Origin of the sequence: Enterococcus alcedinis, assembly GCF_014635985.1 — a bacterium.
GTDB lineage: Bacteria > Bacillota > Bacilli > Lactobacillales > Enterococcaceae > Enterococcus_I > Enterococcus_I alcedinis.
Map to the genome: position 1 here is coordinate 209,904 of NZ_BMDT01000001.1, position 17,966 is coordinate 227,869.

The 17,966-nt window shown below is 36.9% G+C and carries 14 protein-coding genes and 1 tRNA gene; 12 read left to right on the forward strand and 3 right to left on the reverse strand.

The genetic code is table 11. From position 1 onward, the window contains the following. Window positions 1-2 precede the first annotated feature (2 nt). The 4 genes from glgA (at window position 3) to IEV09_RS01055 (ending at window position 6,559) form a co-directional block, all read left to right on the forward strand. The gene (gene glgA, locus IEV09_RS01040) at window positions 3-1,439 is read left to right on the forward strand and encodes a glycogen synthase GlgA (RefSeq protein WP_188366403.1); all 1,437 of its coding nucleotides are present in this window, start codon (window positions 3-5) and stop codon (window positions 1,437-1,439) included. Between the two features lie 83 nt (window positions 1,440-1,522). Continuing rightward, on the forward strand, window positions 1,523-3,928 hold the full coding sequence (locus tag IEV09_RS01045) for a glycogen/starch/alpha-glucan phosphorylase (RefSeq protein WP_373281467.1): 2,406 nt from the start codon (window positions 1,523-1,525) through the stop codon (window positions 3,926-3,928). A gap of 12 nt (window positions 3,929-3,940) precedes the next feature. Continuing rightward, window positions 3,941-5,743 carry a glycoside hydrolase family 13 protein gene (locus IEV09_RS01050; RefSeq protein WP_188366405.1) on the forward strand — a complete coding sequence of 601 codons (1,803 nt, stop codon included), beginning with the start codon at window positions 3,941-3,943 and terminating at the stop codon, window positions 5,741-5,743. A gap of 84 nt (window positions 5,744-5,827) precedes the next feature. Then, entirely contained in the window at window positions 5,828-6,559 is a 732-nt protein-coding gene (locus IEV09_RS01055; protein ID WP_188366406.1) for a hypothetical protein, read from the forward strand. 55 nt (window positions 6,560-6,614) lie between these two features. Here IEV09_RS01055 and IEV09_RS01060 read toward each other — a convergent pair whose 3' ends face one another. Next, the gene (locus IEV09_RS01060) at window positions 6,615-7,832 is read right to left on the reverse strand and encodes a pyridoxal phosphate-dependent aminotransferase (protein WP_188366407.1); all 1,218 of its coding nucleotides are present in this window, start codon (window positions 7,830-7,832) and stop codon (window positions 6,615-6,617) included. A 196-nt stretch (window positions 7,833-8,028) separates the two neighbouring features. Between IEV09_RS01060 and IEV09_RS01065 the strand changes: the two genes are divergently transcribed. After that, window positions 8,029-8,109 (forward strand) — tRNA-Leu (locus IEV09_RS01065). A 64-nt stretch (window positions 8,110-8,173) separates the two neighbouring features. On the opposite strand, the gene IEV09_RS01070 is transcribed toward IEV09_RS01065, so the two are convergent. Beyond that, complete coding sequence (locus tag IEV09_RS01070) at window positions 8,174-8,353, reverse strand: DUF2187 domain-containing protein (protein WP_188366408.1); 180 nt, start codon at window positions 8,351-8,353, stop codon at window positions 8,174-8,176. A gap of 129 nt (window positions 8,354-8,482) precedes the next feature. Here IEV09_RS01070 and IEV09_RS01075 point away from each other — a divergent pair, with 129 nt between their 5' ends. The 4 genes from IEV09_RS01075 (at window position 8,483) to IEV09_RS01090 (ending at window position 14,781) form a co-directional block, all read left to right on the forward strand. Continuing rightward, on the forward strand, window positions 8,483-9,316 hold the full coding sequence (locus IEV09_RS01075; RefSeq protein ID WP_188366409.1) for a helix-turn-helix domain-containing protein: 834 nt from the start codon (window positions 8,483-8,485) through the stop codon (window positions 9,314-9,316). Between the two features lie 72 nt (window positions 9,317-9,388). Then, entirely contained in the window at window positions 9,389-10,534 is a 1,146-nt protein-coding gene (nagA, locus tag IEV09_RS01080; RefSeq protein WP_188366410.1) for an N-acetylglucosamine-6-phosphate deacetylase, read from the forward strand. Window positions 10,535-10,652: 118 nt separating this feature from the next. Then, complete coding sequence (locus tag IEV09_RS01085; RefSeq protein WP_188366411.1) at window positions 10,653-11,354, forward strand: ABC transporter ATP-binding protein; 702 nt, start codon at window positions 10,653-10,655, stop codon at window positions 11,352-11,354. Window positions 11,355-11,361: 7 nt separating this feature from the next. Next, entirely contained in the window at window positions 11,362-14,781 is a 3,420-nt protein-coding gene (locus tag IEV09_RS01090) for an FtsX-like permease family protein (RefSeq protein WP_188366412.1), read from the forward strand. A gap of 44 nt (window positions 14,782-14,825) precedes the next feature. On the opposite strand, the gene IEV09_RS01095 is transcribed toward IEV09_RS01090, so the two are convergent. Then, complete coding sequence (locus IEV09_RS01095) at window positions 14,826-15,317, reverse strand: FUSC family protein (protein WP_188366413.1); 492 nt, start codon at window positions 15,315-15,317, stop codon at window positions 14,826-14,828. 97 nt (window positions 15,318-15,414) lie between these two features. Between IEV09_RS01095 and IEV09_RS01100 the strand changes: the two genes are divergently transcribed. From IEV09_RS01100 to IEV09_RS01110, 3 genes are all read left to right on the forward strand, one after another. After that, complete coding sequence (locus tag IEV09_RS01100; protein ID WP_188366414.1) at window positions 15,415-16,362, forward strand: aromatic acid exporter family protein; 948 nt, start codon at window positions 15,415-15,417, stop codon at window positions 16,360-16,362. Window positions 16,363-16,624: 262 nt separating this feature from the next. Beyond that, on the forward strand, window positions 16,625-17,134 hold the full coding sequence (locus tag IEV09_RS01105) for a hypothetical protein (RefSeq protein ID WP_188366415.1): 510 nt from the start codon (window positions 16,625-16,627) through the stop codon (window positions 17,132-17,134). A gap of 31 nt (window positions 17,135-17,165) precedes the next feature. Continuing rightward, window positions 17,166-17,960: a M15 family metallopeptidase gene (locus IEV09_RS01110; protein ID WP_229731637.1), complete on the forward strand. Its 795-nt coding sequence runs from the start codon at window positions 17,166-17,168 to the stop codon at window positions 17,958-17,960. Window positions 17,961-17,966 lie beyond the last annotated feature (6 nt).

Here is a 17,966-nt window from a genome sequence, read left to right on the forward strand (position 1 = left end):
GGATGAAAGTATTATATACAGCATTTGAATGTGCGCCGTTTTTCAAAACCGGTGGACTAGGAGATGTTGCGGGTGCTTTGCCAAAAGCATTGCATAAAAAAGGTATCGAGACAATTGTTGTCTTACCTTACTTCTCTTTTATACCAGATCGCTTTAAGGACGAATGTCAAGATGTGGCGAATTTTACTTTAGAGGTTGGCTGGCGTCAACAGTATTGTGGCATTAAACAGCTAGATTTCCAAGGTATTCGTTATTATTTTATCGATAATTTGTATTATTTTGATCGCGCTGAAATTTACGGTTACGATGATGATGTTGAACGCTTTGCTTTTTTTCAATTAGCTGTTATTGAATTAATGAATCGGATTGATTATATTCCTGATGTGCTGCACGTCAATGATTATCATACGGCGATGATTCCTTTTTTATTAAAAGAAAAATATCATTGGGTTGAAGAATATCAAGCGATTCGTACCGTTTTGACGATTCATAATATTGAGTTTCAAGGGCAATATTCGTCTGAAATATTAGGTGATTTATTTGGTGTCGGTCAACGACGTTATAATGAAGGCGTGATACGTTGGCACAACCAATTGAACTTCATGAAGGCCGGTATTGCGTATGCCAATCACGTGAACACAGTCAGTCCGTCATACGCTGAAGAAATTAAAACATCCGAGTTTGGTGCTGGATTAGAAATTATCTTACAGATGGAACATCAGAAGTTATCCGGTATCTTAAATGGAATTGATTACGAAACGAATGATCCAACAACCGATCCATCACTTGTCGCTCATTTTGAAGTCGATGATTTAACGGGCAAGGGGTTGAATAAAGCCGAGTTGCAACGAATCATGGGATTGCCAGAAAAATCGGATGTTCCAATCGTTGCCGTCGTTAGTCGCTTAACTTATCAAAAAGGCTTCCACCTATTGCTTGAAGAGTTAGAGCATCTTTTACAATTTGATTTACAATTTGTGTTATTAGGAACAGGTGATCCACGATTTGAAGCCGCATTCCGTCAAATTACGGCTCGATATCCGGAAAAAAGTGTCGCGAAAATCACGTTTGATGTGACCCTTGCGCAAAAAATCTATGCAGGTGCGGATCTATTCTTAATGCCTTCGTCTTTTGAGCCATGTGGATTATCGCAAATGATTGCGATGCGTTATGGTACATTGCCCGTTGTCCATGAGATTGGGGGGCTAAAAGATTCTGTGCACCCATTTAATCCAGTGACAGGGGCTGGGACGGGTTTTGGTTTTGAAGAATTCACAGGGTTTTATCTAACGCAAAGCGTAAAACAGGCGCTAGAACTTTATCAAAAATCGCCAAATGTTTGGAAAAAAATTCAACGACAAGCAATGACAACAGATTTTAGTTGGGATACAAGTTGCCAAAGTTATATTGATTTATATAATCGGCTGTTATCTAAATAAAAGAACTACAGACAGCTAGAACGACTCTAAGTCTTCGTTTTGGCTGTCTTTTTTTATCGAAAGTATGAGGGGGGGATTTGATGTTGACGAAGAAAGCACTAGTCCGTGAATTAAGAAAAAACTTACAAGAAGATTACGCCATTGAATTAGAAGATGCAACATCTGAAGAAATCTTTTTTAGTTTGGGAAGTACAATCAAAGGGATCTCAAATGAACAGTGGCAAAAAACGTGGAAAAATTATTTGAAGGAACAACAAAAGCAAGTCTATTATTTTTCTATTGAATTTTTACCAGGAAAATTATTAAAGAGTAATTTATTGAACTTAGGCTTATATGATTTGGTTAAAGAAACATTGGCTGATTTAGCGATTGATTTAGAAGAGATTGTCGAGCAAGAAAAAGATATGGCGCTCGGCAATGGAGGGTTAGGACGACTGGCATCTTGCTTTATGGATGCGATCGCGTCAAAAGGATTACCGGGAAATGGAAATGGTATTCGTTACGATTATGGTTTGTTCAAACAACAATTTGTTGATGGCTATCAAGTCGAATTGCCTGATGATTGGTTGAAAAAAGGGAATGTTTGGGAGATTCGTCGTGACAGTAAAGCTGTAAACGTTCATTATGGAGGCGATATTTCTTTTACGAAGAAAACCAATGGGCATTTAGCTGTTGTCGCTGAAAATCAACGTATTTTAAGAGCGGTGCCTTATGATACCGGCATGGTTGGTTATCAAAATGGGATTGTAAATACGATGCGTTTATGGGGTATTGAGATTCCTTATGCGGAAGAAGGGAAGTACCGCAGCATTGAAGAACGCCGTGTATTCGAAGATTTAACAGCTGTACTATATCCAGATGACTCGAATGAACGTGGGCGCTTTATTCGTTTAGCGCAAGAGTATTTCTTTGTTTCAGCGGGAATTCAAAGCATTTTACGTTACTACCAACGTTTGGATTTACCGGCAAGTGTTCTGAGCGAGAAGATAGCGATTCATATCAATGATACTCATCCAGCTTTATGTATTCCCGAATTCATGCGGATTTTGTTGGATGAATGGGAGCTTAGTTGGGAGCAAGCGTGGGATTTAACTGGGAAAGTCATGAGTTATACGAATCATACGATTTTAGCTGAAGCTTTGGAGAAATGGCCGGTCAAACTAATGAAACAAGTGGTGCCTCGTATGTATCAAATTATTGAGGAGATTGATCGCCGTTACGTGCTTTCAATGGCGACGATTCATCCAGAAGCACTCGTTCAACGGACGCGGATTATCCAAGGTCAAACGATTCATATGGCGCACCTTGCGATTATTGGTAGTCACAGTACGAACGGTGTAGCAAAACTACATTCTGATCTTTTGAAATCGGTTGTGTTACATGATTTTTACTTGATTTACCCTGATCGCTTCAATAATAAAACCAATGGGATTGCTCAACGACGTTGGCTGCAACTAGCCAATGAGCCGTTAAGTCAAGTGCTTGATGAAACGATTGGTCAGACATGGCGTAAAAATCCAAATGATTTAAGGTTGTTATTGAATTATCAAAATGATACGACTGTTTTAGAAAAAATTGGTCAGGCAAAAGCCAGTAAAAAGATCCAACTTGCGACTTACATTGAAGAAACAACAGGGATTTTAATCAATTCAGATGCGATTTTTGATGTTCAAATAAAACGGCTACATGCTTATAAACGTCAGTTGCTGAACTTATTGCATATTTTAAAACAATATTTTGAGTTAAAAGATCAACCAAATAAAAAAATTCATCCGAGAGTTTATATTTTTGGAGCAAAGGCTGCACCAAGTTATCATTATGCCAAATCAATTATTAAAACGATTAATGCAGTAGCGGAATTAATTAATAATGATGCAACAATCAATGATCAAATTAAAATTGTCTTCTTGCCGAACTATAATGTGTCTTTAGCTGAAAAAATTATTCCGGCGGCAGATGTGAGTGAACAAATTTCACTTGCCTCAAAAGAAGCTTCGGGAACAAGTAATATGAAACTCATGTTAAATGGGGCGATTACTTTGGCGACACTGGATGGTGCAAATATAGAGATTCGCGATGCAGTCGGGGATGACAATATTGTTATTTTTGGACTATCAGAAGCACAAGTCTATGCCTATTACGAGAACCAATCCTACTCAGCTAGAGAAATTTATGAAAATAATCCGACGATTCAACGGGTTTTAAATGCTTTGATTGATGGTGAAATTCCCAACATTGAACAAGAAGGTCGTGAAATTTATGATTCATTGTTAGTCTATAATGATGAATATTTCTTATTAAGAGATTTCGATTCTTATTGTGCGGCTCAAAATAAAATCGAGCGAATGTATCAAGAGAAAGAACAATGGCAACGACAGTGTTTGATTAATATTGCTAATGCAGGTACCTTTTCTGCTGATCATACTGTTCAGCAGTATGCCGATGATATATGGCATATTGAACCGCTCTTTGCTCATCAATCGAAGTAGGAAGGAGCTTTTATGAGCACAATCTATTTTAATCCTTGGAAGACGTTATATAAAAAACCTTTTGGTGCGTCTATTTGTGACCAAGTTATTCAATTTCAAATTCGTGTTACCGAACCGCAGGTGACAAACGTTTATTTAGTGATTCATAAAGATTTTGGTGAGACAATGCATCTGTTGTTAACAGCAGGGCAAGATAGTTTTTATTCTGGCGAATATTGCTTAAATCAAGGGAAAGGACTTTATTTTTATCATTTTGAAATTCAAGTAAAGGATCAAGCGATGCCCTTGTTCTATGGTGCCTATCAAGGAGGAGAGGGACGGATCGAAAGTAATCGAAAAAATCTTTGGGAATTTCAAATAACCTGTTATCAGACACAAGAGATCTCCGCTACTTGGTATCGAGAGGCGGTTTTCTATCAAATTTTTCCAGATCGATTTTTTAATGGGAATCCGAATCAAATAATCAATCAACCGAAAGCGAATACGTTTCTTTATGCGACGCCGGAAGACCAACCAATGTATATTAAAAATCCGGCCGGTGAAATTCTAAGATGGGATTTTTTTGGGGGAAATTTAAAAGGGATTCAAGCAAAAATTCCATATTTGAAGGAGTTAGGAATTACGGCTATATATCTAAACCCCATTTTTGAAGCAAATAGTAATCATCGTTACGATACATCAGATTACTTTATGATTGATCCTATTTTAGGTACGTTAGAGGATTTTGAAGCGTTAATTGAAGCGTTGCAAGTGAATGGTATCCGAGTGATGTTAGATGGTGTCTTTAGCCATGTCGGACAAAATAGTCGTTATTTTAATCGTGATGGGTCTTATGGTCTGGGGGTTGGCGCCTATCATAATCCGAAAAGTCCCTATTTCTCATGGTTTCAATTTATAAAATATCCTGATCAGTATCAATCATGGTGGGGGATTGAGGATTTACCGACGATTGATAAATGGAATACAGATTTCCAACAAATGATTTACGGTAGCGACCATAGTGTAATTGATTACTGGACAAAACGTGGTGTCGACGCTTGGCGTCTCGATGTTGCAGATGAGCTTCCTGATTTATTCATCCAGGGAATTCGTGAAAGACTCAATCAATATTCGGAAAAAGTGTTGATCGGCGAAGTTTGGGAAGATGCTTCGAATAAGATTTCTTATCAACAACGACGCCAGTATTTGCTAGGTGAACATTTACAAGGTGTTATGAACTATCCATTACGGAGTGCGATTTTGGCTTTGTTGAATCAAACGAACACTACAGAACAAATTGCACGAATGTTGACAACTCTTATTGAAAACTATCCGAATGCAGTACTGTATAATAATTTGAATAGCTTAGGAACTCATGATACGGAACGGATTTTGACGATGTTAGATCAAGATTTAAAGAAATTGAATCTAGCTTTTGCTATCTTGTTTTATTTTATCGGAGTCCCTTGTGTTTATTATGGTGATGAGGCTGGACTAACGGGGCATAAAGATCCCGAAAATCGTCAATTCTTCCCATGGAAGCAAAGTAATCTAGTTACTTTAGCTATTTGTAAAAAATGGATTGCTGTTCGAAAAGAGAATCCTATTTTAATTGAAGGAACGATTGATCTTTTTTATACATCTAATTTATTTGGTGTTTTACGAGTGAAAGGAAACGATTATGAAGCTTTGATTGTGAATCCAACGAGTCAAGCCCAGAGTATCTCGGAAGCCCTGGTGTTTATGACAGAGCCAGCTATTGTTGGGATTCATATTCAAGAAAAGTTACAAGGGGCGACGATTGCGGCATTTGATTGTCTCCGTTTGGTGAAGTAAGTCAAGAATCTTTCTTAAAATACTGTTTCCTTAACAAGAAAGTATGGTAAGATAAAGGAAATCTTTTTTAAAGGATGAGAAACGATGAGAGAAGAGCAAGAAATTAAACGAAAACACACTTGTTTCCCAGCTTATTCAGATGAAACAGGAGTCAAAATTAAAAGAGAAGAAAAACGAACGCCTTTTTCAAGTGATGAGAACTGGATTTTAACCGAGGAAAGCGAAACACCTTTTTACTCTAAAAAAGAGAATAATAAAGGAGGATTGAAAGATTTACGTCGCTCAAACCGAAGTGTTGCTAGTAAAGCCGGTCACTCAATTCGTCAAAAAGAAGAGTTGAAACGCCATCGTTCGAATTTACCGGATTACTCAAAAAGAGTTGAGATGGAAGTGACGAAGACAGGGAAACGACAATTTTTTGGTGACGCACCGAAGCAGGCTTCTTATTTAGTTAAAGAAAAAGCAGCAGAGAGTGTCCCATCAGTCAAACGTCAATATTCGGGTCGTTCTTACTTTGTACCTAAATATATCCCAGCATCAATTATTCCAGAAGAACAAGATACGACAATCACTGAGAATCAATTACTGGATTCGATGGAAAAAGCGACTGAGAGCTATTTATTATTCGATACCGATTTGACACCTTATCAAGAACGTAAAGATGGCGATCCTAGCGTGCGTAAATTTGGTACTGAAAAAGAAATACGAGAAGCAACTGAAAAAACACAGAAAAAGAGAATGCGACTAGAACGCTCGCTAGAAGGTATGATTGAGCAAGAGCGTGATGATTTAACAGAAGGAAAATATTTTAAGTAAAAAATAGACAAAAGAGAACCTTTTATTGAAAAAAGGCATGCTCTTTTGTCTATTTTTATTTTTGTTTATATGTTTCTAAGAATTGGCGCATACGTTTTGTCATTGATTCCAGTTGGTCCATATTTGGGAGGTATACAATCCGAAAATGATCAGGTGTATGCCAGTTAAAACCACCGCCATGAACGAGAAGAACTTTATGTTCATGTAGAAAATCTAAAACAAATTTTTCATCATCATAAATATTAAAGCGTTTCGTATCAATTTTTGGAAAAAGATAAAAAGCGGCTTTAGGTTTGACTGCTGAAAGTCCAGGGATGTCGTTAATAGCATTATAAATAAATTCTCTTTGTTCATAAATTCGCCCGCCAGGCAGCATAAGTTCATCTGCACTTTGGTGCCCACCTAGAGCAGTTTGAACGATTTGTTGAGAAAGAACATTTGAGCAAAGACGCATAGAAGACAACATATTGAGGCCCTCGATATATCCTTTTATATTCGATTTATCGCCACTAATTGCCATCCATCCAACGCGGAAACCAGCCACTCGATGCGATTTTGATAAGCCGCTAAAAGTTATGACAGGTCTATCAGGTGCTAAAGCTGCAATATGAATGTGTTCATGTCCGTCCATTAATAAGCGGTCATAAATTTCATCTGAAAAAATAATCAAATCAAATTCGCGAGCAATTTTAACAATTTCTTCTAAAATTTCCTTTGGATACACGGCGCCTGTTGGATTATTTGGATTAATTAAAACAATCGCTTTGGTCTTCGATGTTATTTTTGAGCGGATATCAGCGACATCTGGATTCCATTCACTTTGCTCATCGCAAATATAATGAACGGCTTTGCCTCCAGCTAATGAAATAGAGGCTGTCCAAAGTGGATAGTCAGGCATAGGTACGAGAATTTCATCCCCATTATTACACAAACCTTGCATCGACATGGTAATGAGTTCACTCACACCGTTACCAGTATAAATGTCGTGAATCGTTAAATTGGGGAATTTTTTGACTTGGTAGTATTGCTCGACCGCTTTGCGGGCAGAAAAAATCCCTTTAGAATCTGAATAGCCTTCAGATTCTCTAACATTTAAAATCAAATCACGCACAATTTCATTAGGCGCTTCAAATCCGAAAGTCGCGGGATTTCCTGTATTTAATTTTAAAATACTGATCCCTTCATCTTGCATACGATCGGCTTCTTCTAAAACCGGTCCTCGAACATCATAACTTACCCCATTAAGCTTTGTTGACTTTTCAAATTTTCTCATTGATTTCCCTCTTTTCAATCCCATTAAATGATTTCTATTATAACAAAGATATTGTCAAACATACCATTTTTTTTGTTAAATCAATCGGTTATTTTAAGAGTTTTTAGAAAAAAACAGAAAAACATTCAATTCATATTGACAATCCTGTTATTTATCGGTACTATTTTGTTATTGTCATTATTAAATGATGAAGATTGCGGTCGTGCTGGAACGGCAGACAGTCACGGTTGAGGGCCGTGTGAGGAAACTCGTGTGGGTTCAAATCCCATCGACCGCATAATTAAATAAACCTATGTATTCACGAAAAGTTGTGAATACATAGGTTTTTTTATTTCTTTATTTTAGTCAGTTAATTTTTGACAAATCTTTTTACTAACAACCATTCTGCCATTGTATTTTTCAATGATTTCTTCAGAAGGTTCTTTAACTTCAATTAAAAATGAATTTTCGTACTCCTTCTCAATAAGACCTAATAAAGTGGCATTTTCCCACTTGAATGTTACGTTTGTTTGCGTTTCCATGACCAACACTCCAATCGATTGTCTAGTATGATGCACATTTTTAAAATAGTTTCTATTTTTGTATTATGTTACAAAATATGGTAAATTTAAAATGCAAATTCGCATATTTTGAAGATGAGGGGTGAAGGGATGTCAAATAAACAAGAATCACTTGGTGAAACGTTAAAAAATTTGCGGAAAGCGCATCGAATGACACAAAAAATGTTAGCAGAAGGTATTTGTGCGCAAAGTTTAATTAGTCGAGTAGAAAATAATGAAGAATTACCAAATGTTGTCATTTTACAACAAATTTGTCAGCGACTAGATGTCACATTGGATCAATTAATGCAATTTGAATCAGAAGAAATCCATGGAAGAAATGACCGATTCAATAAAATTCATCATCATTTTATTCAGAAAAATTATTTGAAACTTGCACAATTATTAAAGGATGAGAGTCTGCTAAGTACTCTTTATTTAGAAGCCGATTTTCAAAGATACGATTACTATTTGAGTATTTGCGCCTTTCATGTTGATAAGAAACCAATTAAAGCCTTAGAGCTTTTAAAAAAAGCTATCTCATCGACACATAACCGAGAGAGTCTGAATCTTTCAACGATTGAAATTCAAATGATGAGTGATCTAGGGCGAATGTACCATCAAAAAGGTCAACTGGAATTAGCATTAGTTGAATTAAGAAAAGTCTATCAGTTGGTAGATGGTTTGCCAGAGGAAAGAAGGACATTTGAACTAAATAAAGTCTATTATTATTATGGTGATGTGTTATTTGAGTTAGAGCATTATGAAGAATCTTTCGAAATTGTCCAAGAAGGAATGGCCTTAGCGCAGCAATTTTGTAGCTATTATTATTTAGAAGAGTTATTCATGCTAAATGGACAGCTGCTACAAGAAACGCAGCAAATCGCAGAAGCAACAGAATATTTCTTTTTAGCAAAAATGGTTCAGCGAATTGTCCAAGACTAATGCGTGCTGAGCTTGACATTAAAAAAAAATAGGAGTACTTTAACTATAGTAATCAAATAAGGGGCGAGCTTAATGAGAACGTTTATCAAAGCAGACAAGTTTTTTTATCATTCAACAACAAAAACAAAAGGTTATTTAGAGATTATTGATGGGAAATTTGGCCAACATTTCAAAGAATTACCTGAGGAAGCAAACATCATTGATCATAGCGGTCAATGGATTGCGCCAGGCTTAGTTGACACTCATATTCATGGTTATATGAATCATGATGTGATGGATAACGATGCAGAAGGAATCAAAGTGATGTCAGAGGCGTTATTAGCTTGTGGAGTGACTTCTTTCTTACCGACAACCTTAACTTCTAGCCGTGAATTACTGACGAAAGTTGCTAGAACGCTTGGTGAAGTTAAAAGTGAAGTGACAGGAGCTAAGATTCAAGGGATTTACTTTGAAGGTCCATTCTTTACCGAAGAGTACAAAGGGGCGCAAAACCCTTCGTATTTTGGAGATCCAGATTTAGAAATTTTTAATGAATGGCAAGAAGCATCGGGCGGCATCATTAAAAAAATTGCATTAGCACCTGAGCGTAAAGGAACAAGAGACTTCGTAGAGACGGTAACAAAAGAAGGCGTTGTTGTTGCTTTAGGCCATAGTAATGCAACATTAGAAGAAGCGACTGAGATTGTAGATGCTGGTGCTAGCGTTTTTGTCCATGCTTTTAATGGTATGCGCGGATTGAATCATCGCGAACCAGGGATGGTCGGCGCCTTAATGACATTAGAAAAAGTTTTCTCCGAGTTGATTTGTGATGGGCATCATGTTCATCCACAGGCCGCTGAAGTCTTAATTGATAAAGTGGGACATGAACATATTGCTTTGATTACCGACTGTATGATGGCTGGTGGGATGCCAGATGGGGACTATATTTTAGGTGAATTCCCGGTGGTTGTTAAAGATGGGACTGTTCGTATGCCGGAAGGTAATCTTGCGGGTAGTATTTTAAAACTGAAAGAAGCGATTAAAAACGTCGTTGATTGGGAATTAGCGAAACCTGAAGAAGCGGTATTAATGGGAAGTTACGTACCGGCACTTAGCTGTAACATTGCCGATACTTGTGGCATGATTAAAGCTGGCCGTGATGCTGATTTTATTGTTTTAAATCCTGACATGACATTAGCTGCAACTTATTTAGATGGTGTAAAACGATACAACGCTTAATAAAATATTTAAAAAGAGGGGATGAATCCTCTCTTTTTTTTGTTCTCCTTTTAAATCAATGGAAGAAAACAATGATTATGATACAATAGACCTTGAAAAGAATCGAGGAGACGTGTAGATGAGTTATATTGAAGTAATTAATGAAGTCAAAAAATATCAAATGGGCGATACTGAGATTTTTGCAAACGACGGGGTAACTTTTAACGTCGAAAAAGGTGAAGTCGCAGTGATTTTAGGGCCAAGTGGCGCGGGTAAATCAACGGTATTAAATATTTTAGGTGGCATGGATAGTTGTGATAGTGGTGAGGTTATTATCGATGGCATTGATATTGCTCATTTTTCAGACAAAGAATTGACGAATTATCGTCGTAGTGACGTTGGTTTTGTTTTCCAGTTTTACAATTTAGTCCCGAATTTAACAGCGATGGAAAATGTCGAGTTGGCTTCTCAAATTGTGCGAGATGCACTTGATCCGGCGGAAGTTTTACAACAAGTTGGTTTAGGGCATCGAATGAACAATTTTCCCGCACAATTGTCGGGTGGTGAACAACAACGTGTAACGATTGCTCGTGCCTTAGCGAAACGACCTAAATTATTATTATGTGATGAACCGACAGGAGCACTTGATTATGAAACGGGAAAACAAATTTTACAAATATTAGAAGATGCTGCACGCAAAACAGGAACAACCGTGATTATCATCACGCATAATTCACAAATTGCTCCAATGGCGAATCGCGTTATTCGAATTAACGATGCCAAAGTTCGCAGCATTGAAGTGAATGAACAACCAACACCAATTTCAGAGATTGAGTGGTAGAAGATTGATGAAAAAAACAGCTTTATTAAAAACCAGTTTAAGAGAAATTACGAATTCACCAGCTCGGTTTTTATCGATTTTGGGGATTATCTTTTTAGGTGTCGCTTTTTTTGTCGGTATCGGTGCGACGGGACCAGATATGATTCGTTCCGGAGATGATTACTTCAAAAAGTATCAATTAGCAGATGTGAGCGTCTACTCTTCGCTTGGTTTTTCCAAGGAAGATCAAGCAACCGTTGAAAAAGACCAATTAATCAACAAAGTGTCAATGCAATACTTACTTGATATTCATTCCAGTAAAAGCAATCAAGTCTTTCGTTTCTTGAGTGCAGATCAAGAAGATTCGATTAATCAATTAGAAGTAGTCAAAGGGCGTTATCCAAAAAAAGCAAATGAAATTGTTTTGGATCATATTTTACAAGGAAATGCCAATTATAAAATTGGTGAGACATTTACAATTGCTAAAGAGGATGATCCAAACAATCAATTAAAAGAACATTCATTTGAAATTGTCGGTTTTGTGAAAAGTCCAGAAATCATTGATAATGCCAAGCGAGGAAACACAAATGTTGGGAATGGTGCAATTGATGCCTTCGCCTTTGTTTTACCAGAAGTGTTTGAGATGGAAGCTTATGGTAGAATGCTTGTCTCTTTTAAAAATGTGATAAATGAAACGGCCTATTCTGAAAATTATGAACAGAAGATGAAAGAAAATAAGGCGCACTTAACAAAATTACTCGAGCCAAGAAAAAAAGAACGTCTGGAAGAGATTCGAGCAACGGCTTTAAAAGAAATCAATCAAAACCAAGAAGAATTAACGAATGCTAAAAAACAATTAGAAACAGGCGAAAAAGAGTTACAGAGTGGAAAGAAAGAACTTGAAGCTGGAGAGCGAGCTTTTCGTGAAGGAAAAGAAACATTTCAAACCGAAATCACAAAAGCACGCACGGAAATTGAAAGCCAGGAACAACAATTAGAAGCGGCTCAAGTCGAAGTAGATCAACAAACGGATTTTTTAAATCGTCAACAACGGGAATTGGACCAAAATAAAGGGAAATTAACGGCTTATCAAGAACAATTGACGCAGGTGTTCAATCAAATGGATGAAATTGAATTGGCACTGGCTCAGTTAGATGAAGCGGACGGTATTTTTAAAGAATTTGAAGGACTATTGAATCAGCTTGAGTACTTAGAGGAATCAGAGCAACTCGAGGCATTAGAAGATTTGAAAAGCTTGCTACAATTATTAGCGAAGCAATTGCCGAATGCGTCTGAATTACAAGGGTTAATTGATGTCATGATTGAGGGATTAACGTTAGAGAATATCGCTACGATTAATGATGAAATGAAGACATTGCAAACACTTCTTTCGAGTCAAAGACAAGAAATTGAACAGCAATTACAAGGTCTTGAACAGCAACGAGCGGAATTAGAAGCTGGCCTACAGGCGATTGAAGCGGGACAACGTCAATTAGATGAAGGTAGACAGGATTTAGGTGCAGCGCAGCAACAATTACGTGAAGGTCGCAAGCAATTAACTAGTGGGCGAGAAGCATTCTTAATTGAAAGAGAACGCGGACAGCAAAAACTAGACGCCACAGAAAAAGAATTAAAAGCCGCGCGGGCAACGTTTGATAAAGAGTTTAAAGCGTTTGAAAAGTTAAAAAAAGAGAAAATTCCAGAACTGGAAAAAGCGCAAACAACATTAACGAAAGAAAAAGCGAAATTGGATGACTTAGAAGAAGCGTCCTTTACGTTGATCTTACGAGAAAGCAATCCGGGCTATTTGGAATATGAACAAAATGCCAATCGTATTTCTTCCATCGCGACTGTTTTTCCAACGATTTTCTTTTTAATTGCTGCGCTGGTTAGTTTAACGACAATGGGGCGTATGATTGAAGAAAAAAGAATGGAAATTGGAACATATAAGGCATTAGGGTATAAAAATAGTGAAGTCGCACAAAAATTCCTGATTTATTCTTTAGCTGCGGGTTTAACAGGAACGCTACTCGGTTTAATCGTAGGCTTTTATTTATTCCCAACGATTATTATTCAAGCTTACGGTCAGCTCTATAGTATTAAGGAATTTTCAACCCCATGGTATGCTTCGTATTCATTGATTGGATTGGCAGTCGGTCTGTTTTGTACAGTCGGTATTTCATTAATTGTCTTACGAGTCGATTTACTAAGTACAGCAGCAACATTGCTCCGACCGAAAGCGCCAAAGCCTGGTAAGAAAATTTTAATTGAACGAATACAACCGTTATGGAAACGATTGAATTTTAACCAAAAAGTCACTATGCGTAATTTATTCCGCTACAAATCGCGTGCATTAATGACGATTTTCGGGATTGCCGGCTGTACAGCGATGATTGTGACGGGCTTTGGATTGAAAAACTCAATTGGTGATATTGTTCCGATTCAATTTAATCAAATCTGGCACTATCAAGGGATTGTTAGTTTTAAGCAAGATTCAAATAGCGCAGAGAAAAAAGCTTATGAAAAAGAACGTAGCCAACTAACCAATTTAAAAACATCGCTTGCGATGGCAGCTGAAAACTTAACCACTGAAAAGACAGGAGAGAACCGGCAAGATTTAACGGTCTATGTGCCAGCAAGAGTACAAGATGTTCCCGCATTTGTTTCATTTCAAAATCGTCAGACAAAAGAGGTATCAACTCTTGATGATCAAGGTGCAATTATCAATGAGAAATTAGCGAAGTTATTTGCTCTTGAGGTCGGTGATACTTTAGAGTTGAAAAATGCGGATAATCAAACGTTTGAAATCAAAATCTCAGGGATTGTTGAAAATTATGTCGGTCATTTTGCTTACTTGTCACCAAAATATTATGAGAAAGTTTTTGAAAAAAAACCGGCATTTAATAGCGAATTATTACTGTTTAATGAATCGTTAACGAAAGAGGAAGAAAAGAGTATTGCTAGTCAACTCATGTCGTTAGATCGTGTAATCAATGTGTCGTTCCTTTCGGATTCTTCAACTGCCCTCGATGATACGACGGAGATTTTAAATCTGGTTGTCTGGATTTTGATTATTTCAGCAGGATTATTAGCGTTTATCGTTTTATATAACTTAAATAATATTAATATATCCGAGCGGATTCGTGAACTTTCGACGATTAAAGTTTTAGGTTTTTATGATAAGGAAGTAACGATGTATATCTATCGAGAAAATATCTTCTTAACGATTTTTGGGGTCGGTATCGGTCTGATCTTTGGTAAAATTTTACATGGCTATGTTTTAACAACTGTTGAATTAGACATGCTGATGTTTTCGCCGAAAATCCATAACCTTAGTTACGTTTTTGCAAGTTTGATAACCGTTTTCTTTACCGTGGTTGTTGGCTTTGTGATGTATCAAAAATTAAAAAAAGTGGATATGATTGAAGCGTTAAAATCGAATGAATAAAAAAATAAAAATGAGTAAGAGGCTATAATAATCAACATAGCGTCTTACTCATTTTTATTAGTCGTTAAAGGAATGAAATAGTTCAGGCTAACAGCGACGAGCGTTCCGATAAAGGTGTCTAAAATACGTTGGAAAGCAAAGGCGAATGATCTGTCGCCTAAAGGGTTGAGCGAAATTAATAATAAAGTGGCAATAGCAGAAATAATACCGGCATGATTGTTAATGCCATCGGATAAAACAATGACGAGAGCTACAGTCAGAGGGACGAACAACAGCTCGACAAGAAAAGATTGAGGCATAAGATTTTGGATAAATAAATAAAGTAAGGCGGCAACCCCACCAATAATATTACCTAGAACACGAGAACGTGCGAAGCTAAGGGTTGTTGGCATATCTTGTCTTAAGCTAAAAACGGCTGCCAAAGCAGCAATCATTGCTTCTCCCCGATTAAAGAAATGGAAAAGTAATATACAAATCATGACAGCTAATGAAGATTTTATTGTTCGCATACCAATTCGGAATCGTCCAAGTTTCATTCGAATCACCTCTTTTAAATAGTTTAGCGAAAAACGATTTAAAAGGCTAGTGATATTTCTTATACTTTCATATAAAATAAGGAAGAGGGGGAATGGTATGAAAATTGGATTACGAACCATCAAAACCGTTGTTGCCTGTTTTTTTGCATTAATTATTGCGCAACAACTGGAGTTACTCTATTATACCGCGGCAGGAATTATTGCGATTTTAAGCGTGGGGAATACGAAAAAAAGCTCTTTAAATACCGGTATTTCTCGTTTTGTATCGTTGGCAATTGCGACTGCTCTAGCAGCAGTGATATTCAATTTAGTCGGTTACACGCCGCTCGGATTCACTTTGTATTTAGTTGTTTTCATTCCGTTAACTGTTCGATTCTCACTGACCGATAGTATTGTAGTGACCTCTGTTTTAGTCACGCACTACTTGTTGGAACAAAATTTTGGTTGGGAACTCATCTTAAATGAAATTTTACTGATGGCAATAGGTGTAGGGGTGGCTTTGTTATCAAACCTTTACATGCCTAATTTGGAGAAAAAAATTAAACAGGAGCAAGAAACCATCGAAGTCCACGTCCGGCAATTATTACTTGATATGGCAGACGATCTAACACGAACAGATAAAGAAGATTTAGTCGATTCGTGTGATATTCTACTGGAATCAATTGATTATGGACAACGTCAAGCTCGAATGCATCAAGAAAATCAATGGTTTGAGGAAAATTGGTATTACGAAAAGTATTTTATTATGCGTCGAGCACAAGTCCGTTCGTTGCGTGAAATGATCTTGATTTTAAAACAAATTCAAATTGAAGAGGCATGGGTTGCTGATTTGCGGATTTTATTAACAACAGCAGGAGAAACCTTATCTGAAGGAAATGATGGCGTACAAATGTTACGAAATATTGATTTAGTAATGGAGAGTTATCGTTTAAAACCGTTACCGAAAAATCGTGAAGAGTTTGAAAATCGTGCACGTTTGTTTCAATGTCTACAAATATTTAAGAATTTTATTGAATTGAAAGCAGAATTTACGATGCAACAATAAGTGAGATGAAAGGACAAAGATTCTTTCTCACAAACGAAGGAAAGATCTTTTTTACGATAAATATTCGTGTAGTACAAGGAGTTGTGGATCGATGGCGCACCCTTATTTGCTAGATTAGATATTTCACCAAAAGTACGCACGATAGGTTATAATGAAGAATGAAATGGCTTTAGGTGAAAATGATAAATTTTACTCAATATTGTGAAGCAGCGCTATCATTCATAAAGTGAAATCAGTAGAATAATGAATAGGAGGAAATAATATGCATGAGATTTATATTAACCTTATTTTAAGTGGTATCTATGAAAATTATTATTCTGAAGAAGAGTTTTATCAAAATCAATTAGGAATTTCGTTAGAGCGTTGGGAGAAGTGGAAGCAAGGAAAGATGAGCCTTTCACCAGAAGAAAATCAAAAAATAAAAAATATTTTTAGTGACTATGAATGGATGTTGTTGCAAAAAATCTTGCGTCAAACAATTATTTACCCAGAAAAACGTCATATTGCCGTTGCAGAATATAAAAAATTAAAAATTAAAATTGCACAACAATGGTTAAATACAAATAGTGGCGTCGTTGAATTCCAGCAAGTAAAAGAGGGAGAAAAGAAAGAATCGTTGATTGATTTAAGAGTTAGTCTACAATACGGGGAGTGGGGATTTGATGATGTCTTGAATTTTCGCCTACCAGCCGCGATTCAAAACCAAATTGTTCGACGTGAAGTAGCGCTTCTTGATTGGGTTAATCAGGAACTAGAAGACGCTTATGTCTAAAAATTAATAAAAAACGGATTGAGGAATAACATTGAAATTGAAAAAAATCATGGCCTTAATGGTAATGAGTGTGTGTAGTATCGGACTCATTTATGGTATTAATCGTTTTGTCACGAGAGAATACATTCCGAAAGGCACAAAAGAAGCGATTGCTGCTAAAATAAATACGCTAAATGAAGTAGAAGAAAAATCAGAGAAAAAAACAACCGATCAACCGGTATTACCGACTGGGAAACTTTCCGATTGGAATTTAATTTTAGTTGGACCGAGCCATCAATTAAAAACAGAACAGGTTGAGACATTGACGACTCTTGATAATGGTATGATGCTGGATCACCGCGTGTTGGATCCTTACAGTCAGATGACAATAGCGGCTCAGGAAGTTGGGCTTGATTTGATGCTTGTTTCCGCTTATCGCTCGATTTCTTACCAAGAGCAAATTTTTAATGAGAACGTAAATAATTTGGTTTGGCAAGGCGAGACACAGGAAGCTGCGGAAAAAACTGTGAAAGAAACATCGACGCAACCAGGGTATAGTGAACACCATACAGGATTGGCACTAGATATTGTGGACCAAAATTGGTCGAATCATTATATTGATAACATTTTAAGTGTAGAGTATGCAGAAACAGATGGTGGGAAGTGGCTAGCGACTCACGCACGTGAATATGGATTTATTTTGCGCTACCCTAAAGATAAACAAGCGATTACAGAGATTACTTTTGAACCTTGGCATTATCGATACGTTGGTGTCGAACATGCAAAGTATATCGAAGAACATCAATTGACACTAGAAGAGTATTTGGATTTATTAAAGGAGAAATAACGGCGC